This is a genomic window from Actinacidiphila bryophytorum, assembly GCF_016916835.1.
In the GTDB taxonomy this organism is placed as follows: domain Bacteria; phylum Actinomycetota; class Actinomycetes; order Streptomycetales; family Streptomycetaceae; genus Actinacidiphila; species Actinacidiphila bryophytorum.
Window position 1 is genome coordinate 163,180 of the sequence record NZ_JAFFIX010000013.1, and the last position, 21,380, is coordinate 184,559.

Below are 21,380 nucleotides of genomic sequence, written 5' to 3' on the forward strand. Positions count from 1 at the left end.
GACACCGCCGGCCGGGGGCCGCCCTGCTGTGCGCGCGACGCCACGAGGGCGCCGGCTAGAAGGCGTTGACGCCGGTCAGCTGGGCGGACAGGTCCCACAGCCGGGCGGCCTGTGCCGGGTCGACCGCGTAGGAGCGCACACCGCGCCAGGAGGTGTCACCGGCCAACGCCGGGCGGGCGATGTCGGCGTCCTCGCAGTACACGCCGCCCATGCCCTTGAGGTCGGCGGAGGTCGCGGCCCACACCTGGGTCGAGGCGCCCTGCTCCGGGGTCTTGAAGCGCTCGCTGACGTTGCCGTCCTCGTCGATCCAGCCCATCGCGACCCGCTCCTCGCGCGGGGTGTGGCGGACCAGTTCGGTGAGGATCTCCCCCGGGTGCACCGCGAAGGCCCGCACCCCCGACTCGCCCGCGAGCCTGTCGAGTTGGACGGCGAAGAGGATGTTCGCGGTCTTCGACTGCCCGTAGGCCGCCCATTTGTCGTACGCGTCGGCCCTGAAGTGCGGGTCCTCCCAGCGGATGTCGCTGATGTGGTGGCCGCGCGAGGTGAGCGCGACGACCCGGGCGCCGCCGCGCGCGATCGGCTCCCACAGGGCGTTGACGAGTGCGAAGTGGCCCAGGTGGTTGGTGGCGAACTGCGCCTCCCAGCCGTCGGGTCCCACCCGGGTCTCGGGGCAGGCCATGACCCCGGCGTTGGTGACGACGATGTCGATGTCCCGGCCGGAGGCGAGGAAGCGGTCGGCGAAGCCGCGGACGCTGCCGAGGTCGGCGAGGTCCATCTCGTCCACCTCGACGCCGTCGATCGCGCCGACCGCCTGCTCGGCGACCTCCCGCCGCCGGGCGGGGACCACGACCCGGGCGCCGGCGCCGGCCAGCGCGCGGGTCGTCTCCAGGCCGAGCCCCACATAGCCGCCGGTGACGACGGCGAGCCGGCCCGCCAGGTCGACACCGCGCAGGACGTCGTGTGTGGTGCTCCTGGCACCGAATCCCGATCCGATGGGTTGCTGTGGCGTCGTGATGTACGTCATGGCCCGACGCTACGGCTTGGAGGGCACTCCACCGCAAGGCCGCCTCCCCGCCGCGGCGGGCGGGCCGCCGGATCCCCTCCTCCCGGGGGCGTACGCCCCGGACGTACAGTGGCAGCGTGGTGGCATACCCGGAGATACCCGGCCTCGGCGCGGTGCGGCGGCGGCTCGGGGCGGAGCTTTTCGCACGGGTGGCGGGGCCCGGGGGTCCCGGCACCCGGGAGCGTATCCATGGCTCACCAGGGCCGCGCTGGTTCGGGCCCGACCGGCCGATCCGCACGGTGCACGGCGACGCCTCGATGTTCGTCGGCGGCCTGCGCGCGCTGCTGCTCCAGTCGCTGCACCCGTCGGCCATGGCGGCCGTCGCCGCGCACTCCGGCTACCGCGGCGACCCGTGGGGCCGGCTGCAGCGCACCAGCCACTTCCTCGCCGTGACGACCTTCGGGACCGCGTCGGACGCCGAAGCGGCGGTGGCGCACGTGCGGGGGATCCACGCCAGGGTGTCGGGCACCACCCCGGAAGGCGAGCCCTACCGGGCCGCCGACCCGCACCTGCTGGGCTGGGTGCACGCGGCCGAGGTGGACAGCTTCCTGCGGGCGCACCGCCGCTACGGCGCCCGCCCGCTGGACGACGCGGGATACGACGCCTACGTCGCGGACACCGCCCACGTGGCGAGGGCGCTGGGGGTCCTGGACCCGCCCCGCGACCAGGCGGAGCTGGCGGCGCAGCTTGACGCCTACCGCCCGGAGCTGCGGGCCAGCCCGCAGGCCCGCGAGGCCGCCCGCTTCCTGCTGCTCGACCCCCCGCTGCCGTGGGCCGCCCGGCCCGCCTACGCGGTGCTCGCCGCCAACGCGGTCGCGCTGCTGCCGCTGTGGTCCCGGGTGCCGCTGGGGGTGCCGTACCTGCCGCTGGTGGAGGAGACCGGGGTACGCCTGGCCGGCCACGGCCTGACCCGGGTGATCCGCTGGGCGCTGACACCGCCGCCGGACGGGGTGCCGGGGCCGGGACGGATGCCGCCCGGGAGCGGGGCGTCCGCGCCGAAGGGCTGAGCCCCCGTTCTCCGGCATGCCGCGGCCCCCGGCTCTCGCGAAGGAGGGCCGGGGGCCGGCGGGCGCGGGGTCAGACCCCGGCCAGCTCCCTGCGGTCGCCGGCGGCCTCGGCGTCCGCGGTCTGCTCGTCGGGGTCCTCCAGGTCGCGCGGGTTGTTGAAGGCGTCCAGGTCCAGGATCTTCTCCCGTGAGGCGACCAGGACCGGCACCACCGCCTGGCCCGTGACGTTGGTCGCGGTGCGCATCATGTCCAGGATCGGGTCGATCGCCAGCAGCAGGCCGACGCCCTCAAGGGGCAGGCCCACCGTGCTGAGGGTCAGCGTCAGCATCACGATGGCGCCGGTCAGACCCGCGGTCGCGGCCGAGCCGATCACCGAGACGAAGGCGATCAGCAGGTAGTCGCCGACGCCCAGGTGCACGTGGTAGACCTCGGCCACGAAGATCGCCGCCAGCGCCGGGTAGATCGCGGCGCAGCCGTCCATCTTGGTGGTGGCGCCGAAGGGCACGGCGAAGGACGTGTAGTCGCGCGGCACGCCGAGCCGCTCGGTGACCCGCTGGGTGACCGGCATGGTGCCGACCGAGGAGCGGGAGACGAACGCCAGCTGGATGGCGGGCCAGGCGCCGCGGAAGAAGTTGACCGGGTTGACCTTGCCGACCAGGGCGAGCAGCAGCGGGTAGACCACGAACATCACCAGCGCGCAGCCGACGTAGACGTCGACGGTGAAGGTGCCGAGCGGCCTGAGCAGGTCCCAGCCGTAGGTGGCGACCGACTTGCCGATCAGGCCGAGGGTGCCGAGCGGGGCGAGCCGGATGACCCACCACAGGGCCTTCTGCACGACCTCGAGCACGACCTTGGAGAAGTCGATCAGCGGGTCGGCCTTGGGGCCGACGGACAGGCACGCGGCGCCGACGACGACGGCCAGGAAGACGATCTGCAGCACGTTGGGCTCGCCGAAGGCGTCCACCACGTTGGTCGGGATGATGCCGGTGAGGAAGTCGACCCAGCTGCCCTTGTGGATCTCGTCGGGCAGCGCGGCGGCCTTGAGGTGGACGCCGTCACCTGGTGTGGTGGCCAGGCCCAGCAGGATGCCGATGGTCACCGCGATCAGCGAGGTGATGCAGAACCACATCAGCGTGCGCAGCGCCAGCCGGGCCGCGTTGGTGACGTTGCGCAGGTTGACGACGCTGACCAGGACGGCGGTGAAGACCAGCGGCGGCACGGCCAGCTTGAGCAGCTGGACGAAGATGTTGCCGATCCGGGTGAGGGTTTCGGTGAGCCAGTTCACATCGCCGTTGCGGGCGATCAGGCCGAGGACGACGCCGAGGACCAGACCGCCGAGGATCTGGGCCCAGAACGGGGTTCTCTTGAGCGAGGCAGGCAAGGGGGGACTCCTGGAAGAGAGCGGACACAGCCGGGCACCACGAAAGGGGGGTGTGCCGGCGCGGTGCAGCTGGTGCCGTGCCCTCGACAGCGGTGAGGCGGTTCAGGAGCGGCAGGCGGACGACCGGGCCGGGAAGTGAGGCGTCGGCGCGGAGCGCCGGTTACGCGTCAGGCCTTACACAGGTCGCCGTTGCAGTGGCACAGGTCGACATGCCGACGCTCCACGAGCGGGGTTCCCCCGGTCGCGGGCGTCTCGAAGACCCTGTGTGCACTGGACATGACCAAAAAGATAATACATTCATCACACACGAACAAGCCGCCGGAGCACCCACCCTGCCGACGGTTTTCGGCCAGGCCCCCGGCGGGGCGCTCCGCTGTTCGGACATCTTCCGCCGAGTGCATGGCGCGATGTCGCCCGCTGCCGGGACCATCCAGCGCTATGCGGACTCAGCGGCTGACACGCCTGCCGGTACTCCTCGCGCTGCTCGCCCTGCTCGCTGCGGGTCTGGTGGGCGGTGCGACCCGGTCGCACGCGGCCGTGCCCAAGCCGGTCGTGAACGGGTCCGTCTTCAACGACCCGCTCGGCACCGCCGACCAGCAGGCGGCGATCTTCACCCAGCTGATCCGGCTGATCGACGCGACGCCCGCGGGCCAGGAGATCCGCGCCTCGATGTTCGAGTTCGCCGACATGGGCGTTGCGGACGCGCTGATCGCCGCGCACGACCGGGGTGTCAGCGTCAAGGTCATCGTGGACGACTCGACGTACGAGGGCGCCGACCCCGCGGCCTGGAAGGCACTCAAGGACCCGGCCACGGGCCTGGGCAGCGACGACAGCAAGCCGTCCTGGATCGTCGTGTGCGACGACAGGTTCGAGGACGACGACGGGGTCGACGACGTCAAGCGCGGCTGCCTGGCGACCGAGCCGCCGGGACCCGCCTACAACCACAACAAGTTCTTCCTCTTCTCCAGGATCGGCCCCTTCGACGACGGCACCAGCTACAGCAAGGTGGTCTTCCAGACCTCGTCCAACCTCAGCGACTGGTACAAGGTCGAGTCCTACAACGACTCCGTCACCTTCGCCGACGCGACGGTCTACGACGGCTACGCCGCCTTCCACGAGGCCGAGCGGGCCGCGCGCTACTCCAGCACGGGGAACAACGCCTACTACCGCAGTACGCCCACCGGCAGCACCTACCGGGCGTACTTCTTCCCGCGCAAGGACTCCTCCTACTACAACCCCGACAGCGACACGATCGTGAACGCGCTCAAGGAGGTCAGCTGCGCCTACACCGGCACCGACGGCAAGCGGCACCAGACCGACGTGCGGGTCGTGATGCTCAACTTCCTCGGCTCGCGCAAGCAGGTGGCGACCGAGCTGGCGGCGCTGCGGGCGGCGGGCTGCTGGATCGACGTCATCTACGCCAGCGGCGACTCCACCGTCACCGGCATCCTGGGCGATGCCGGGATCGAGTACCTGCCCTGCAAGTTCAACGTCGCGCCCGGCATCGACGTGCGCCCGCACGACAAGTTCATGCTGATCGACGGCGACTACAACGGCAGCATCACCCCGCGGGTGTACATGGGAAGTCCGAACTTCGACGGCTCGTCGCTGCGTTCGTCGGACCAGGCGCTGGTACGCATCACCAGCGCCGCCTACCACGCGCAGTATCTGAGCTTCTTCTACAAGATCCGCGCGGCCTGCCGGGCCGGCGGGGCCTGAGCCGAGCCGGGGACGGGGCGGGCGCCCCGCCCCCCGACACCGTCAGCCCAGGTGCCGCAGGGTGACCGACTCCCCCGGGCGCAGGTCCACCGTGCGGACGGCGCCGCCCGCGACCACGGTCGTGCTGCGTCCGCCGACGCTGCGCAGCGTCGCCTCGGTGACCTTGCCGTCGCGCCAGCTCAGGTCCGCGACGAAGCCGCCGCGTATACCCACGCCCGAGACCGAACCGGCCGCCGCCCAGGCCGCGGGCAGCGCGGGCAGCAGTTCCACATGGCCGGGCCGGGAGTACACCAGCATCTCCAGGACGGCGGCGGGGGTGCCGAAGTTGGCGTCGATCTGGAAGATGCCGCGGCCCTGCTCGACCTGGTAGATGTCGAAGAGGTTCATCGCACTGCCGTTGCTGCCGCCGGCGGACGGCCTGAGGTTGGTGACGACCAGCTGGTACGCCTTCTCGGCGTCCTTCAGCCGCGCCCAGCACAGGCTGCGCCAGGCGTTGGCCCAGCCGAAGCTGTTCATGCCGCGGGCGGTGAGCAGGGCCGTCGCACCGGCCAGGACGTCCTTCGGGGTGGAGTCGTCGGGGCGTATCCGGTCCCCGGGGAAGAGGCCGAACAGCGGCGAGAGGTGGCGGTGGGTGGTCTCACCGAGGTTGTCGGGCGACATCCACTCCTCCAGCCAGCCCGTCGTCGGGCTCACCACCGGCAGGTAGAGGCGGTCCCGCAGCGCCTCGACGGCGGCGCCGTACCCGGTGTCGGTGCCGAGCACCTGCGTGGCGGTCCGGTAGTGGCCGAAGAGGTTCCACACCAGTTCCTGCGCGTAGGTGATGCCCTTGGCGTCCAGCGGACCCTGTTCGGGCGACCAGTCGCTGTCGGCGACCAGGACCTCCCGCGAGGCGCCCGACGCGTCGGTGACCGTGGTGGTGAGCAGCCGCGCCTCCCAGAACTGGACGGCGCCCTTGAGCAGCGGGTAGACCTTGGCCAGGTAGTCGCGGTCCTGGGTGAACTCGTAGTGCTCGTAGAGGTTGTGGCACAGCCAGGCGTTCCCTGCCGGGTGCCACCACCAACCGCCCCCGCCGTAGGGGTTGGTGGAGATCGCGACGGTCCAGCCGGCCACCTTGCCGCCGGAGTTGCGGTAGCGGTTGGCGGGGCTCTCGAACAGCCGCCGGGTGGTGTCGGTCCAGGACGGCAGCTGCGCCAGGCAGTAGTCGGCGAAGGCGTCGAAGCACCCGGACAGGGCCGCCCGGTCGGCCAGCCAGTAGTTCATCTGGATGTTGATGTCGGTGTGGTAGTCGCCCATCCAGTCCGGGTCGTTGCCGTCCAGCCACACGCTCTGCAGTCCCATCGGCAGGCTGCCGCGCGACCCGGAGATCATCAGGTAGCGGCCGTACTGCAGATACCCGGCCTCCAGCTCCGGGTCGGGTACGCCGTCGCGCCAGCGCGCCTGCACCCGCTGCCAGGTGTCCAGTTCGCGCTGCGCGGCTGAGGAGGTGCCCAGGTTCAGCCCGAACTGCTCGAAGACCGCGCGGAAGTCGGCGACATGGGTGTCCAGCAGGGTGGTCGCGGAGTGCCGGGCGGCGGCGCGGACCTTGGTGAGGGCCAGCGCGTGCGGGTCGGCCGACGGGTCACGGAAGCCCGCGGACGCGTCGGGTGCGTAGTCCGTGCCACCGCTCAGCACCACCGTGAGGTCCCGGCACCCGGTGAAGGTGAGCGAGCCGCCGTCGGCGGCGACCTTGCCGGTGCTGCTGGAGACGGTGACCGCGGCGCCGTAGCGCAGGCCGTTGCCGAGGGCGGCGGCGAAAGAGGCGGTGCGGGAGGCCGGGTCGGCGGCGGTGGTCTCGCCGTGGGTGCCGGCCAGCGAGACGGTGCCGGTGTAACTGCCGCCGCCGCGCTGGGAGAAGGCCAGCACGATCACGTCGTCGGGGCGGCTGGCGAACAGCTGCCGCTGGTAGGTCACCCCGGCGATGTCGTACGTCGTGGTGACGACGCCCTGCGCCATGTCCAGGACGCGCCGGTAGCCGTCGACGCCGCCCAGGTCGTGCCCCGGTATCGCCACGGTGAGCTGTGCCAGCAGCGTCAGCGAGCCGAAGTCGTCGCGGCCGTAGGGGAACTGGCCGTCGTCCTGCAGGGTGTCGTTGGCGCCGCCGGTCCACAAGGTGGCGTCGGTGACCGTCAGGAGTTCGGCGGCCGGGTCGTTGCTCGCCAGCGCGCCCAGCCGTCCGTTGCCGACCGGCAGTCCCTGGCCGATCATCGAGCCGGCGGACCCGGGGGCCTGCCACCACAGCTGGTTCTTCGCCGCGTCGGCGGCCGGCAGCAGCGGGGAGCGCGCCGGGCGCAGCGGGGCGGCGGATGCGGTGAAGGCGGGCAGGCCGCAGAGGGCGGCGGCCCCGGTCGCGGCGGCGAGGGCCAGGAAGCCCCTGCGGCCGGTGGTGCCGGGGCGGTCGGCGGGCGTGGCGCCGGGCTGGATGTCCACTGCTGCACTCCAGGGTGAGGGAACGGCGGGAGCGGTCCTACGGGGCGGGCTGGTCGGGGGCAGGGGTCCGGGGGCGGGATCCGGTGCGGGACCCCGCCCCCGGGCGGGTCAGAGCGACGTGGGGACGTCGATCCGGTCGATGTCCGGCGCGTATCCGCCGGCTCCGCTGTCGAAGGTGACGGTGTTGGCGCCGGCCTTCAGCGCCAGTCGGACGCTGACGGTCGCGGTCGTGCTCCAGTCGCCCGTGGAGGGGAAGGGCAGGCTGGTGCCGTTGCCGCCGTCGGAGGACACGGTCACCGAGCGCGGGTCGCCGCTGACGTAGCGGACCTTGACGGTGTAGATGCCGGCCTTCTTCACGGTGACGCCGTTGAAGCGCAGCGTGCCGCCGTCGTAGAGGTTGCCGACCTTCTTGCCGCCCGAGCAGGTGTCGCAGCCGGCCACCGCGGCGTTGCCGCCCAGGGTGTTGGCCGCGGACTCGGCCTCGTAGCCGGTGGTGGCCAGGGTGCGGCCGTTCGGGCGGACGGTGAACAGCCGGGAACCGTGGGCGGGCAGCGCCTCGGTGATCCGGTCGCGGTAGGGGCCGAGGTCGCGCTTGTTCCACAGGTCGCGCACGGAGGCGTTGCCGGTGAAGCCGAGGGCCGCCCAGTCGGCGGTGACCGAGGCGGGGGCGCCGGCGAGGTTGAACAGGGCGACGGTGTAGCTGCCGTCGGGGTTCGCGGTGGCCCACACCTGCTGGTCGCCGACCGGGGTGACCGGGCGGGCGACGGGCGAGGTGTTCTGGTCGACGGCGATGACCTCGCGGTTGGTCAGCAGCGAGACGCCGTAGCTGTCCAGGGAGGTGATGTCGTCACCGGTGAACAGCGGGGACTTGTTGATCGCCCACAGCGTCATGTAGCTCTGTCGCTCGGCCTGGGTCAGACCGTCCATCGCGCCGTTGCCGACGTCGACCGCGTCGAGGTCGTTCCAGCCGCCGGGTCCTGCCTTGCCGCTCCAGGCGGGTGCGTCGTTCCACCGGTCGTTGACCGAGTTCTCCCAGGTGACCAGGGTGTTGCAGTAGCACTCGACGTCGGTGTCGATCCGCCAGCCGTCGGAGTACCGCTGCCAGTCGGCGGCGTGGCCGATGTCGAGGGACCAGGACAACTCCAGGTGGATGGGCCGCCCGGTCGCGGCGATCGCCTTCTGCCAGGCGGCGACGTCGGGGACGTTGTCGTAGTTGTCACCGGACCTGGAGGAGCCGGGTCCCACGCCGTCCAGCTTGAGGAAGTCGTAGCCCCAGTCGGCGAACGCCTGCGCCTGCGAGTCGACGTAGGCCTGCGCGCACGGGCTGCCGAAGTCCAACTTGTAGGCGCTGTCCCAGCCGTTGGTGGTGCGCAGGTCCGGGTAGACGGCGTCCGCGGTGGTGCAGCCCGGCGCACCGAGTATCGGCACCTTGCCATCGCCGTAGGCGCCCTTCTCCAGGCCGACGGGCAGGTAGATGCCGGCCTTGAGGCCCTTGGCGTGGATGTGGTCGGCGACCGGCTTCATGCCGTGCGGGAAGCGCACCGGGTCGGGGCGCTGCCGGCCGTACTGGTCGTAGCCGGGCGTCCAGCTGTTGTCCATCCACCACCCGGCGTCGATGTTGACGTAGGTGTAGCCGAAGTCCTTGAGCTTCGCGGCGAGCGCGTCCGTCTGCTTCAGGACGTTCGCCTCGGTGAGGTAGCTGTAGCTGCCGTCGGGGTTGAGCCCCGGGTACTGCGAGGACTGCATGCTCCAGCTGGACCAGCCCATGTACGGCGTGGCGGCGCCGGCGCCGGCCGGATCCGCGGGGGCGGGGGCGGCGGCGCCGGCGCCCGTGGCGGCGGGGGCAGCCACCGCCACGCCGGCCGTGACGGCCAGCACCAGCAGCGCTCTGACGGACCGGCGCATCAGGCCGCGGGCGGTGCCGCGCGGGGCCGGGGACGAGGATGACCGCATGGGTCGTCGGACCTCCTGTTGTGGGATACGGGGAAGGCGTGCCGGAAGCGGGGGCTGTCCGGCGGCCGGGGGCCGGCCCTGGCGGGCCCGGCCGTCAGTCCTGCGGGGTGTGGGGTCCGATGAAGGACTGGATCGCGGTGGCCGCGGCGCCCCGCGCCCACTCCTCGAAGGGCAGCGGACGGGTCATCAGGTCGCATTGCGCGGCGGTGCCGAAGGCGGACCGGGTGAAGGCGGTGCGGATGTCCTCGGCGAAGAGGTCGTAGGCGGCCAGGCCCTCGCCCGAGATGATCACCCGCTCGGGGCCGAGGACGTTGACGACCGAGCCGATGGCGCGGCCGATCGCGTCACCGGCTCTGGCGTAGACCTCGCGGGCCAGGGGGTCGCCGCCGCGGGCCAGTTCGAGCGCCTCTGCCGCGGTGGCCACGGGCTTTCCCGTGGCGGCCCTGACCTCGCGCAGGATCGCCGGGTCCGCGGCGATCCCCTCGACGCAGCCCTGGTTGCCGCAGTGGCACAGCGGTCCGCGCGGGTCGATGGACAGGTGCCCGATCTCGCCCGCGACGCCGTGCGCACCGGAGACGACCCTGCCGCCCACCACCAGGCCGCAGCCGATGCCCGCTCCGACCGTCACCAGGGCGAAGTCCGACAGGCCCACCCCGGCGCCGAACCACTGCTCGGCCACGGTGAGCGCCCGCACGTCGTTGTCGACGGTGACCGGCAGGCCCGTCGCGGTGGCCGCCACGTCGGCGAGCGGCACGTCCCGCCAGTCGAGGAAGGGCGAGTACCTGACGACGCCGTCCACCCGGTCCACGTCGCCGGACACCGCGATGCCAAGGCCGCAGACCCGGACCCCGAACCCCTCGGCCTCCGTGAGCAGTTCCTGCACCATGGCCAGCAGCGACGGCAGTACGGCGGCCGGTTCGCGGCCGGTCAGCGCCATGTGCCGGGCGACCCGGATACGGCAGCACAGGTCGGTGAGCACCGCGATGATCTCGTCGCCGGTCACCTTCAGGCCGATGAAGAGCGCCCGGCCGCCGTCCACCCGCACCAGGTTGGCGGGGCGCCCGATGGCGGGCCGCGCCTGCTCGTCCAGGTCCTCGACCAGGTAGCCGACCTCCATCAGCGGCCGTACGGCCTTGGTGACCGCGGCCGGTGACAGCCGGGTGCGCCGGGCCACCTCGGCCCGGGTGAGCGGGCCGTGGGACAGCACGGTGGTGAAGACCAGCGACGCGGCGGGCGTCGTCGCCGGGACGGTCTCGTGCAGAGGGGCTGGGCACATGGCCGGAAAAGTAGAGTGGTTCTTTTCCACTGTCAATGAAAAAAGCAGGACTCCGGAGAACAGTGCGATGAGCGCCGCTCAACCTGCAAAAGCTGCCACCGGTGCGGTTTTTGATGAGGATTCGAAGGCAGACCCGCTACTTTTGCACCAGCGCTCAGCCGTACCAGCGCGGGCGGGGGTGTCGTCGGCCAGCAGCACCCCGGCCAGCGACTCCTGCGCGTGCAGCGAGGCGAGCACGGTCCTGCCCCAGGCCACGGCGCTCACAAGCTCGCCGCCGAGCAGTTGGCGCGGCGCCGCCAGGTCGTTCAGCAGCCGGTCGACGTCCGCCATCAGGTCGCGGGCGAGCAGCAGGGCGGCCCGGGCCAGGTTGGCTGCTTTCCGTTCATCTGGCGCGCGCTGTCCGCAACGGCGGTGGACCGCCGGAAAAAGAATTGGCGGGGCGGGAACGGGGCCGTGTAGCGTCCTGCCTACCGTGACGTCGTGCGAGGAGGTGGGACCCATGAAGGCAGTAGGTATGTGGTGCTCCCCGAATCCCTCACGGCCGGGCGACTGACGTAGCTGTCGCAGGGAGCGCCGGAAAGACAGGCACTTCCGAAAGGCAGCACGTCATGACATCTGTGCAGAATTCTGTGTGTTTCACCGCGGAGTCCACCTCCGACGGTGTCCTCGAACGCGACTTCACCGTGGGTGAGGTCACCGGCGCGCTCTGGTCGCCGGCTCCCGGCTCCGACGGCCCGGCCGGGCTGGACCGCTCACCGCTGGTGCTGCTCGGGCACGGCGGCGGCAACCACCGCAAGCACCCGGCGATGACCGGCCGTGCGCACCTGCTGGTGAAGGGCTGCGGCTTCCACGTCGCCGCCATCGACGCGCCCGGCCACGGCGGCCGGCCGCTCACCGAGCACGACAAGCAGGAGATCGCCGTGATGCAGGCGGCGATGGCGGCGGGCGAGCCCGTCGGCCCGATCGTCGTCCGCTACAACGCCTACCTGGCCGAGCAGGCCGTGCCCGAGTGGCAGGCGGTGCTCGACGCCCTGCAGGAGCTTCCGGAGATCGGCGCCGAGGGGCCGGTCGGCTACTTCGGGCTGAACATGGGCACCGCGATCGGGGTGCCGCTGGCGGCGGCGGAGCCGCGGATCACCGCCGCAGTCTTCGGCCTGCACTGGCCCGACCGGCTGGCCACCCTGGCGAAGGAGATCACCGTCCCGGTCGAGTTCATGCTCCAGTGGGACGACGAGCACATCCCGCGTGAGGAGGGTCTTGCACTCTTCGACGCCTTCGCGTCGAAGGAGAAGACCCTGCATGTGAACGCGGGCCGGCACAAGGAGCTGCCGCGGTTCGAGTCGGACAGCGCGGTCCGCTTCTTCGCGCGGCACCTCGTCTGACAGGCGCGCCGCGGCCCCGGGGACGGCGTGCGCCGTTCCCGGGGCCGCGGGGCGGGCGGGGTCAGGACCCGGGGGTCAGCTTGACCCACTTGGCGACGCTGGGGACTCCCTTGGCGTCGAGCAGGAAGAGCATGTAGTAGCCGGGGGGCGCCGCGTTGGCCGACGGCGGGGCCTTGAGGGTGAGCTGGTTGCCCGAGCGGGCGGTGATCTCCAGGTCCAGGTGGCGCTGGCTGGTGTCCACCGCGTGCGTCGACGTGATCGGCGCCATCAGGACGGCCCGGCTGACCTGGCCGGGCGTGGTGGTGGTGACCTTCATCGAGCTGCCGTAGCCGACTGCCCCGGTGGGCACCCGGGTGAGGGTGGGGCGCGCGCCCTGGTGCAGGTAGGCGGGCTCGTAGATCTCGATGGTGCCGTTCATGCCGGACGTGATGTCCGGGTTGTTCGCGATCTGCTGGAGCTCGTCTCCGGTGACCATGATCCGGCCGTCGGGGAGGATGACGGCGTTGGAGTGGTAGCCGCGCGGCAGCCGCTGGGAGGGGCCGAGCGTCCATTTGCCCGCGGTGTCCCGCAGTTCGATCTGGCGGTACTTCAGGTCGGCGTTGGGGTTGTAGTCGCCGTTGCCGTAGTTGCGGATGTCGTAGGAGCCGTTGACGGTCAGCAGCGTGCTGTCGGGCAGGATCAGGGTGTCGTCCTGGGTGCGGCCGAACGCCCGCGGGGTGTCCTTGTGCCAGGCGCCGCCGGAGAAGCGGTACGTGTTGGGGTCGTTGCGGTTGCCGCCGAGGATCAGCACCGAGTCGGGGCCCTGGGTGCCGTTGGGCAGCGCGATGGCGGAACCGTAGTTGCGCAGGCCGCCGTCGGGGCGGTCGGGCAGCTGGGTGCGGGTCTGGGTGGCGGGGTCGAAGCGCCATTCCTGGTCGGCGTCGCGGCCGAAGCCGTAGATCTTGCCGTCGTTGAGCGAGAACAGGTGCGGGTAGTCCATCCGGTAGGGCGCGTCGGACTTCCACCGGTCGGCGGCGACACCGTCGGGCACCTGGCCCTTGGTGAGCGGGACGGGGGTGTTCTTGGCCGGGAACTGCTCGATGACCGGGGTGGGGGTGCCCCAGCCCAGCTCGGACTGGCCGGACATGATGACCTGGCGGCCCTCGGCGTCGGTGACGACGGTCGGGTACCAGCGGCCGACGGAGAGGTCCTTCTGCTGGTGCCAGGTCTCGGTCCACGGGTCGAAGACGAGCGCGAGCTTGGCTCCGGTGCCGCCGTTGCCGCCGAGGTTGCCGCCGAAGACGCCGACCATGCCGTTGGGCAGGTAGGAGTGGCCGGCGCAGAAGAACGGGGCGGGGCGCGGCTCGTTCGTGCCGTCGGGCATGTCGACCACGGGCGGCGGCACGGCCTTGAAGGCTGCGGGGCCTTCACCGGCGGCCGGGTCCCAGACGTAGGCTCGGCCGGCGTTGCGGCTGCCGATGACGTCGGTGGGGGCCGGCTCCTTCTGCGGGTTGTCCTCGACGCTCTCGAAGGAGAACAGCAGGACCTTCCCCGTCGGCAGCAGCGCCACGTGCGCGGCGAAGTCGGGGCTGGAGAAGTAGTCGGTGAACTGCCCGAACTTCGCCGGGTCGAACTTCGCGTTGCCCTGCGCCTGCGTGTCGGTGAGCATTTTCAGCCGCGCGGTGCGGGTGGTCTGCGGGTAGTCGGTCTGGACGGCCCGCACGTCGCGGTCCCCGGTGCCGGGGTCGGACGCCGCGGAGGCCGTGGTCAGCGGCGCGGTCAGGGCTGCGGTGGTGCCCAGGGCGAGGACGGCTCCCCAGGCCGCCCGCACTCCCGGCCGCCCGGCGCGTGGTCTCGTACGTGATCTGTTCGGTGACATCGGACTCCTCAGCCCGGCCGCACGGGCGGTCGGGGAAGTCGGCGTGCGGCATAGGCCGGCCGTGACGCCGCGCATATGATTACGGACAGCGATAATTCGATCACGCTGAGTTCCGGACGTGGAGTGGACACAGCATCGAATCCCGCACGATCACTCGATCGTAGTCACTGTGAGTGTCCGGCCGGGGTTGCCGTCGCCGCCGTGCTGCAATGGCCGAAACCGCTTCGGCGGAAGTGCGAGGACAGCAGGAAGGAGCGCGTTCAGTGATCAGCACGACCCTCAAGCGCGCCGCCGCGACCGCGGGCATCTCGATGCTCGCCGTCACGGCCGGCGGCGGAGCGACAGCCGTGGCGCAGACCACGGTTCAGCCGCAGGCGGTGCAAGGCGGCGTCATCAAGGGCGGCGCCGACGGCACCCCGCGGACGTTGATGTGCCCGCCGGAGGAGAACGTCCTCAGCGGCGGGTTCACCCTGTCGGCGCCCGACGGCCGACTCCTCGGCCACGTCCCCGCCGACCTGGTGGAGAGCCGTCCGACCGAGGACGCCACCGGGTGGGTCATCACCGTGCGCAAGAACCTCACGCCCGAGGGGCGGGGCCGCCACAAGGGCCGCACCGACCCGGCCGACCTCACCTTGTGGGTCGTCTGCACCCAGGGCGAGAACACCCCGGGCGGCTGACGGCCGGGGGCCGCGCCGGCGCGCCTGCCTGAGCGCTCAGGCAGGAACGTCCGCCGCGGCTGGTCACCGGGCGTCACCGTCGGCCGCCGACGGCTCCGCCGGGCGGAGCTTCCGGGCCGCGCGGCCGGCGCGGAAGGCGAGGAGGCGGGCCCGGCGGGGCGCCGGGGCAGGTGTCTCGGCGTGCACCCGGGCGTGCTTGGCGAGCAGCGCCTGTGCCTGGATGCGGATGCGCTCCGGGTCGAAGCCCGGCGGCGGTTCCGCGCCGCCGACCAGCGCGGCCAGCAGCCGTTCCTGCGCCGCCCCGAGGGCGGCCCGCTCAGCGTCCGACACCGGCGCCCCTTGCCACCGCGCCGCGGATGGCGGCGAGTTCACCGGCGAGCCCGGCGTCCGTCGGGTAGTCGCCGTCCCTCTCCAGCAGCACCCCCGGCAGCTCCGCCCTGGCCGCGAGGTCGGCGAGCAGGTCGAGCACGGCCGGCCCCACCGGGTGGGTGTGCGTGTCGTGCCAGACGCCGTCGCGCTCGACCCCGCCCGCCACATGGACGTAACCCAGCCGCTCCAGCGGGAGTTCACCGAGCACTTTGTGCGGGTCGGTGCCCAGGTTGACGTGTGCGGTGTGCAGGTTGGCGACGTCGACCAGCAGCATGGCCCCGGTCCGCTCGGCGACCTCGGCCAGGAACTGCCCCTCGGTCAGCTCCTCGTCGGGCCAGGCCAGCAGCGGTGCGATGTTCTCCAGCGCCAGCGGGACCGGCAGCTGATCCTGGGCGATCCTGATGTTCTCGGTCAGCACGGTGAGCGTGTCCCGGGTCCTGGGCACCGGCAGCAGGTGCCCGGCGTGCCAGGCGCCCGCCCGGGTGAAGGCGATGTGCTCGCTGACCAGGGGCGAGCCCAGCGCCTGTGCGCACGCGGCGAGATGGGCCAGCCGCCGGGGATCGGGGCGCTCGGCGCCGCCGAGCGACAGCGAGACGCCGTGCGGGACCACCGGTGTGCCGCGCTCGCGCAGCACCCGCAGCGAGGCGAACAGCCGCTTGGGGTCGATGCCTTCCGCGACGGCCTCGACGAAGTCGACGCCGGGCAGCCGCTCGACGGTGAGGTCGATGCGCGGGCGCCAGCCGATGCCGTAGCCCAGGCGGGGCGCACTCGCGGTCATCCGCCGCACCCGCCGCAGCCGCCTCCGCACCCGCCGCCCCCGCAGCCTCCTCCGCCGGAGTCGCCGCCCCCGGAGTCCGTGGAGCCGGACCCGGACCCGGACATCCCGCCGTAGAGGGCCTGACGCAGGTCGGGGTCGGCCACGCCCGCGGCGCCGAGCACGGCGACGCCGAGCACCGCGGCGGGCACGAGCATGTCGTCGCCGCCGGAGGGCGCGTAGGAGGCGATGCCGTAGGAGCCGAAGAGCCGCGGGTCGGGGACGTGCCCCTGCCGGGCGCGCTCCAGCAGCCGGTCCCCGGCCAGGGTGCGGCGCGGTGCGCTCGCGGCGACGGCCACCGTGATGCCGCCGCTGAGCAGCAGGGCCACGACCAGCAGGCCGACCGGTCGGCCCAGGTGGACGCCGTTGACGAGCCGGGCGACGCCGACGCAGAAGACCGCGGCGAGCGGCAGGGCCGAGGTCAGTGCCGCCTTGCGGCGGCCCGCGCCGAACAGCAGGCCGCGCCGGACGGCGTCCTGGGCCACCTGCTGGACGGGGGCGCTGGCGGCGGCCCGCGTCCTGGCGGTCGACAAGGTGATGCCGGCCGGGGTGTCGAAGCAGCCCAGCACCGCCTGCTGCACCGGTTCGTGCGCGACCTGCACGCCTGCCGGGCTGATCCGGTGGTCCCGGCCGGCCCGCAGCCGGCCCGTCTCGACCAGTGCCTGCACGGCGGTGTCCACCACACGTGCCGTGCCGCCGCCGACGACGGCGAGCGTGTAGACGTCGGCGGGCCCCGTCCCCGCCGCCGGGTCGGTGTCCCGCCGCCTGCGGAACCCCGCTTTCAGCAATGCCGCTGCGATGCCCGCGACGGCGAAGGCCGCCGCGTACACCCCGAGGAATTCCGGTCCGCTCATGCCCCACGGCTGACTCATGTCCACCACCCCCGCCCGATGTGACGCCCTCTCGGCTCGCCGCGGTTCCGCGCTGCCGTCCGGGTGCACGGCGCCGCCCGCAGCCCTCGGTCCGATCCGCCCCTATGCCAGCTACTCGCCAACCTTGAGCAAACGATTGACAAAGCAGATACACGATTGCCACCTTTGACTCGCAAAAACCAGGCAAACACCTCCACTTTTTCTGGCTGCTATTTGCAACTTCGTCGCAGCAGCTGCTGGCCTGTCATGCCCGGCGCCGCGCGAGCCGCTGCCGCAGCGGCCCCTGAGCCTCCCCCCACCCGCTCTCTCATCCGGACAGAACAGAGGAGACCATGAAACGCACGCAGCTCAGACGCCTGCTCATCGGCGTGCTCGCGGTCGGCCTGACCACCCTGGGCCTCTCCCCGATCGCCGCCTCCGCCTCAGCCGCCGACCGCCCGAACCTGGCGCTGGGCAAAACCGCTTCCGCGGACGGCTCGGTCGCCCGGCCGGCCGGTGGCGGCAGGAGCAGAAGATCCTCACCGACGACCCGCTCGACCGGGGCCAGTACAACCAGGTGGGCATAAGCAACGTCACGATCCGCGGTGCGGGCATGTGGTACTCCCAGCTCTACACCCTGACGCAGCCGCAGGACGCGCACGGCATCAACCACCCGCACGAGGGCAACTTCGGCTTCGACATCGACGGCAACACCCAGATATCGGACATCGCCATCTTCGGCTCCGGCCGGATCCGCGGCGGCGACGGCAACGCCGAGGGCGGGGTCGGCCTCAACGGCCGGTTCGGCAAGAACTCCAAGATCAGCAACGTGTGGATCGAGCACTCCAACGTCGGGGTGTGGGTCGGCCGCGACTACGACAACATCCCCGACCTGTGGGGTCCCGCGGACGGGCTGCAGTTCAGCGGCATGCGGATCCGCGACACCTACGCCGACGGCATCAACTTCACCAACGGCACGCGCAATTCGCAGGTGTTCAACTCCTCCTTCCGCACCACCGGCGACGACTCGCTGGCCGTCTGGGCCAACAAGTACGTCAAGAACCAGTCGGTCGACATCGGCCACGACAACCACTTCGTCAACAACACCGTCCAGCTGCCCTGGCGGGCCAACGGCATCGCGATCTACGGCGGTTACGGCAACACGATCGAGAACAACCTCGTCTACGACACGATGAACTACCCGGGCATCATGCTGGCGACCGACCACGACCCGCTGCCCTTCTCCGGGCAGACACTGATCGCCAACAACGCCCTCTACCGCACCGGCGGCGCGTTCTGGGGCGAGGCGCAGGAGTTCGGCGCCATCACGCTCTTCGCGTCGACCCGGGACATCACCGGCGTCAACATCCGGGACACCGAGATCCACGACTCCACCTACGACGGCATCCAGTTCAAGACCGGCGGAGGGAGCATGCCGGGTGTCGCGATCAGCAACGTGACGATCGACAAGTCCGACAACGGGGCCGGCATCCGAGCGCAGGGCGGTGCCAGGGGCAGCGCGACCCTCACGAACGTGAGCATCACCGGCTCGGCCGACGGCGACATCCTGGTCGAACCGGGTTCGCAGTTCGTGATCGACGCAAGTGCGGGTTCCTGACCCCGCCCTTCGGGGCTGCTGACCCCGCGTGACCCCGGCAAGCGGCTCCGGACTCCGGTCCGGGGCCGCTTTCTCCCGACCCGTCCGGGTGACACCTCGTACACATGTCCTCGTGGGGATACGTCGATGTGCGCACCTATAGTTCCATATGACCGGATGGGGTGTGCGAGGAGGGAGGCCGCGCATGGCCAGTGTTTTCCAACAGCGCAAGTTCCAGGGGATGTTCAACGCCTTCGACACCGACGGTGACGGATATCTGCGCGAGGAGGACTTCAGGGAACTGGTCGCCCGCTGGAGCCGGCTGCCCGGGGTCGGCCCCGGCACGGAGCTGCGCACCCGGGTGGAGACGCTGCTCATGGGCTGGTGGGCGGTGCTGCTGGAAACCGGCGACACCGACGGGGACGGGGCCGTCGACCTCGCCGAGATCATCGCGCTCGCCGACCGGCTGCCCGGCATGGTCGCGGACGTCACCGCGACCGCCGACACGATCTTCGACGCGGTCGACGCCAACGGGGACGGCCGCATCTCGCCCGAGGAGCACCGCAGGCTCGTCGAGACCTGGAACGGCGCGCCCGTCGACATGGACGGCGTCTTCGAACTGCTCGACCCCAACGGGGACGGGCATCTCAGCCGGGAGGAATTCGCCCTGCTGTGGCGGCAGTTCTGGATCAGCCAGGACCCGGCCGAACCGGGCAACTGGCTCTGCGGCAAATTCGCGGCGTGAGCCGCGACCGGGGTCAGCCGCCGCCCGGGGCGCCCAGGGCGCCCGAGGTGAAGTCGGCGAGCGTGCGGCGGGCCGTCCAGCCCTGGGCGCGGGCCTTGGACACGTCCAGGACGACGCTGCGCGCCAACTGGTCGACGGCATAGCGGGTGAGGGCCGCGTCCGCGTGCGGGCGCAGCCCGGCCAGCGCCTGGGCGGCCGACGCGGCGGCGTCGGCCACCGGCCGCGGCAGGTGGCGGATGCGCGCCCGCACCCCGTGGGCGCGCAGCACCGCGCCGACCGCCTCGTCGCGGTCGTAGGGTGCCGGATCCGCGATGTTGTACGCGCCGGGCGGCCATCCGTCGCGGGCCGCGGCCAGGCAGGCGTCGGCGAGGTTCTCGACGGCCGTCAGGCTGAGCCGCACGCTCGGGCCCGGCAGCAGGAGCAGGCCGCGGCGGACGCGGGCCAGCAGCCGCGGCACCAGGTGCGGGTCCCCCGGGCCGTACACCGCCCGCGGCCTGAGCACCACGGCGCCGGCCGCCAGCGCCAGCGCCTCGCCGGCCGCCTTGGTGCGGCCGTACGCATTGAGCTGGCCCCGCACCGGGTGCTCCTCCGTGACGTGCGAGCGGTCGCCCTCCGGCGCGTACACGCTGGCGCTGCTCACCCACACCACCGGCCGGCCGCCCGCCGCGTGCAGCAGCCGGCGCGAGCCGTCGACGTTGACGGCCCGCATGACCCCTTCCCCGACGGACCCCGGCACCGGGTCCCCGACCGCGGCGGCGCAGTGCACCACCAGGTCGCACCCGCCCAGGTCCGGCACCTCCCGGGCGGCGTCCCACCCCACATGCCGCCCGACCGGCCCGGGCCGCCGCCCGACACACACGACGTCCGCTCCGGCCGCGGCGGCAGCGAGAGCGACCTGCGCCCCGCAGAACCCACTCCCCCCGGTGACGGCCACGGTGGTCACCACACCACCCCCGCGCACCTGCACCCGATGTCCGCGCCCCCACCCGCGATGACCGCCCTCGCCCCGGCGACACGGAAACCGCACGCGCCACCGGCCCCGACCGCCGCGCCACCGCGCCCGCGGCCCGACGCACGCGCGCTCCCGCTCACCGCTCCCCCTCCGCGTGCCCGGGCGCGGTGGCGCGGACGGTCAGGGTGCGCCAGGACGGGAGGGCTGACCTGCGGTCCGGGCGGCCGTGGAGGACGGTGGGGCGGTACGGGGACAGCGCCGCCAGGGTGTCGGCGAGTTGGGTGTGGGCCAGGCGGGCGCCCGGACAGGTGTGCGGGCCGGCCCCGAAGACCAGGTGGGACACCGCGGGCGGGGCCGGGTGGCGGGCGTCGGGGGGATCGGCGTGGGCGCGGGCGGCGTGCCGTGCCACCAGGAGCAGCCGGTCGCCGGCGCGGAGCCGGGTCCCGGCGACGGTGGCCCCGGCAGCCGCCACGCGCGGCAGCAGCGGGGACGGCGCGAGCACCCGCAGCAGCTCGGTGACCAGCGCGGGACGCAGCCGGTCGTCGGCCGCCTGGTCCCACAGCCGCGCGTCGGCGCACCACGCCACGGCCCGCGGCAGGGCCGCGACGGTCGTGTTGACCGCGGCCACCGCGAGCATCGCCCGCAGCGCCGCATGCTCGCCGCCGCCGGGGAGTACGGCCGCCAGCCGCGCCGCCGCGTCCGCCGCCGAGGTCCCGCCGGGCCGCCGGGTTCCCGGCAGGTGGTCGCGTACGGCGGCGGCAGCGACGTCGGCTGCCGCGGCGGCGACGGCCTGCGGATCGGCGGCCGCACCGAGCAGCGCGCACACGGTGGCCCCGGCCACCTCGCGTGCCAGCGGCACGAGGTCGACGGCAGCGCCCGCCCCGAGCGGGGCGACCCCCCGGCCGAGCACGCCGAGCCACACAGGGCGCAGCCGCTCCACCCCGCCGGCCCCCAGGCCCTCGGCGACATCCCGCCGGGCGTCCCGGTGACCGCCGCCGTCCTGGTCGAACAGCGTGCCGCACCCGCCCAGTTCGCGCCCCGCCCCACCGGTGGTCCCCTCGGCCGCCCGGTCCAGCGGCACACGTGTGAGCACCTCGCGGTAGGCCTCGGTGCCGTGCACCAGGACAGTGCCCCCGATCCGCCGCACCTCCCGCCGCCGAGTGGCGGCGAGCAGGGCGAACAGCAGCGGGTGGGAGCGCATATACACCCGCCGATCCCGCCACCTGCCACCCCGGGCACCGGCGCCCCTTTCCCGCCCCCAACCGCCCTT

The 21,380-nt window shown here is 72.7% G+C and carries 16 protein-coding genes and 2 pseudogenes; 7 read left to right on the forward strand and 11 right to left on the reverse strand.

Features of this window, described 5'->3' with window-relative positions; all coding sequences use genetic code 11:
• Nucleotides 1–55: 55 nt before the first annotated feature.
• On the reverse strand, nt 56–1,024 hold the full coding sequence (locus JT723_RS20370) for an SDR family NAD(P)-dependent oxidoreductase (RefSeq protein ID WP_240165900.1): 969 nt from the start codon (nt 1,022–1,024) through the stop codon (nt 56–58).
• 116 nt (nt 1,025–1,140) lie between these two features.
• Here JT723_RS20370 and JT723_RS20375 point away from each other — a divergent pair, with 116 nt between their 5' ends.
• On the forward strand, nt 1,141–2,070 hold the full coding sequence (locus JT723_RS20375) for an oxygenase MpaB family protein (protein WP_251513184.1): 930 nt from the start codon (nt 1,141–1,143) through the stop codon (nt 2,068–2,070).
• A 70-nt stretch (nt 2,071–2,140) separates the two neighbouring features.
• On the opposite strand, the gene JT723_RS20380 is transcribed toward JT723_RS20375, so the two are convergent.
• Nucleotides 2,141–3,451 (reverse strand): dicarboxylate/amino acid:cation symporter, encoded by a 1,311-nt coding sequence (locus JT723_RS20380; protein WP_240165901.1) that lies wholly within the window; start codon nt 3,449–3,451, stop codon nt 2,141–2,143.
• A gap of 438 nt (nt 3,452–3,889) precedes the next feature.
• Between JT723_RS20380 and JT723_RS20385 the strand changes: the two genes are divergently transcribed.
• Nucleotides 3,890–5,170 (forward strand): phospholipase D-like domain-containing protein, encoded by a 1,281-nt coding sequence (locus JT723_RS20385; RefSeq protein ID WP_205046143.1) that lies wholly within the window; start codon nt 3,890–3,892, stop codon nt 5,168–5,170.
• Between the two features lie 42 nt (nt 5,171–5,212).
• Here JT723_RS20385 and JT723_RS20390 read toward each other — a convergent pair whose 3' ends face one another.
• The 4 genes from JT723_RS20390 to JT723_RS20405 form a co-directional block, all read right to left on the reverse strand.
• The gene (locus JT723_RS20390; protein ID WP_251513185.1) at nt 5,213–7,636 is read right to left on the reverse strand and encodes a glycosyl hydrolase family 95 catalytic domain-containing protein; all 2,424 of its coding nucleotides are present in this window, start codon (nt 7,634–7,636) and stop codon (nt 5,213–5,215) included.
• A 108-nt stretch (nt 7,637–7,744) separates the two neighbouring features.
• The gene (locus JT723_RS20395) at nt 7,745–9,589 is read right to left on the reverse strand and encodes an alpha-galactosidase D (RefSeq protein WP_205046144.1); all 1,845 of its coding nucleotides are present in this window, start codon (nt 9,587–9,589) and stop codon (nt 7,745–7,747) included.
• A gap of 94 nt (nt 9,590–9,683) precedes the next feature.
• Nucleotides 9,684–10,865: an ROK family transcriptional regulator gene (locus JT723_RS20400; protein ID WP_205046145.1), complete on the reverse strand. Its 1,182-nt coding sequence runs from the start codon at nt 10,863–10,865 to the stop codon at nt 9,684–9,686.
• A gap of 78 nt (nt 10,866–10,943) precedes the next feature.
• Nucleotides 10,944–11,366 (reverse strand): hypothetical protein, encoded by a 423-nt coding sequence (locus tag JT723_RS20405; RefSeq protein ID WP_205046146.1) that lies wholly within the window; start codon nt 11,364–11,366, stop codon nt 10,944–10,946.
• Between the two features lie 107 nt (nt 11,367–11,473).
• Between JT723_RS20405 and JT723_RS20410 the strand changes: the two genes are divergently transcribed.
• Nucleotides 11,474–12,247 carry a dienelactone hydrolase family protein gene (locus JT723_RS20410; protein ID WP_205046147.1) on the forward strand — a complete coding sequence of 258 codons (774 nt, stop codon included), beginning with the start codon at nt 11,474–11,476 and terminating at the stop codon, nt 12,245–12,247.
• Between the two features lie 61 nt (nt 12,248–12,308).
• On the opposite strand, the gene JT723_RS20415 is transcribed toward JT723_RS20410, so the two are convergent.
• On the reverse strand, nt 12,309–14,105 hold the full coding sequence (locus tag JT723_RS20415) for a galactose oxidase early set domain-containing protein (protein WP_240165902.1): 1,797 nt from the start codon (nt 14,103–14,105) through the stop codon (nt 12,309–12,311).
• A gap of 263 nt (nt 14,106–14,368) precedes the next feature.
• Here JT723_RS20415 and JT723_RS20420 point away from each other — a divergent pair, with 263 nt between their 5' ends.
• Nucleotides 14,369–14,782 carry a hypothetical protein gene (locus JT723_RS20420; protein ID WP_205046149.1) on the forward strand — a complete coding sequence of 138 codons (414 nt, stop codon included), beginning with the start codon at nt 14,369–14,371 and terminating at the stop codon, nt 14,780–14,782.
• 156 nt (nt 14,783–14,938) lie between these two features.
• Here the strand turns inward: JT723_RS20420 and JT723_RS20425 are convergent.
• A pseudogene (locus tag JT723_RS20425) lies at nt 14,939–15,929 on the reverse strand (MbnB/TglH/ChrH family RiPP precursor modification enzyme); the annotation flags it as partial.
• Nucleotides 15,926–16,837 carry a TIGR04222 domain-containing membrane protein gene (locus JT723_RS20430; protein ID WP_205046150.1) on the reverse strand — a complete coding sequence of 304 codons (912 nt, stop codon included), beginning with the start codon at nt 16,835–16,837 and terminating at the stop codon, nt 15,926–15,928. The gene JT723_RS20430 and the pseudogene JT723_RS20425, both read right to left, overlap by 4 nt.
• A gap of 332 nt (nt 16,838–17,169) precedes the next feature.
• Between JT723_RS20430 and JT723_RS20435 the strand changes: the two genes are divergently transcribed.
• The 3 genes and pseudogenes from JT723_RS20435 (at nt 17,170) to JT723_RS20445 (ending at nt 19,158) form a co-directional block, all read left to right on the forward strand.
• On the forward strand, nt 17,170–17,403 hold the full coding sequence (locus tag JT723_RS20435; RefSeq protein ID WP_205046151.1) for a hypothetical protein: 234 nt from the start codon (nt 17,170–17,172) through the stop codon (nt 17,401–17,403).
• A pseudogene (locus JT723_RS20440) lies at nt 17,322–18,434 on the forward strand (CARDB domain-containing protein); the annotation flags it as partial. The gene JT723_RS20435 and the pseudogene JT723_RS20440, both read left to right, overlap by 82 nt.
• 184 nt (nt 18,435–18,618) lie before the next feature.
• Nucleotides 18,619–19,158, forward strand: coding sequence for an EF-hand domain-containing protein (locus tag JT723_RS20445; RefSeq protein ID WP_205046152.1), 540 nt, complete (start codon nt 18,619–18,621; stop codon nt 19,156–19,158).
• 13 nt (nt 19,159–19,171) lie between these two features.
• Here the strand turns inward: JT723_RS20445 and JT723_RS20450 are convergent, their stop codons facing one another.
• Nucleotides 19,172–20,101, reverse strand: a complete 930-nt coding sequence (locus JT723_RS20450) for an NAD-dependent epimerase/dehydratase family protein (protein ID WP_205046153.1) — start codon at nt 20,099–20,101, stop codon at nt 19,172–19,174.
• A 145-nt stretch (nt 20,102–20,246) separates the two neighbouring features.
• The gene (locus JT723_RS20455; RefSeq protein ID WP_205046154.1) at nt 20,247–21,311 is read right to left on the reverse strand and encodes a cytochrome P450; all 1,065 of its coding nucleotides are present in this window, start codon (nt 21,309–21,311) and stop codon (nt 20,247–20,249) included.
• Nucleotides 21,312–21,380 lie beyond the last annotated feature (69 nt).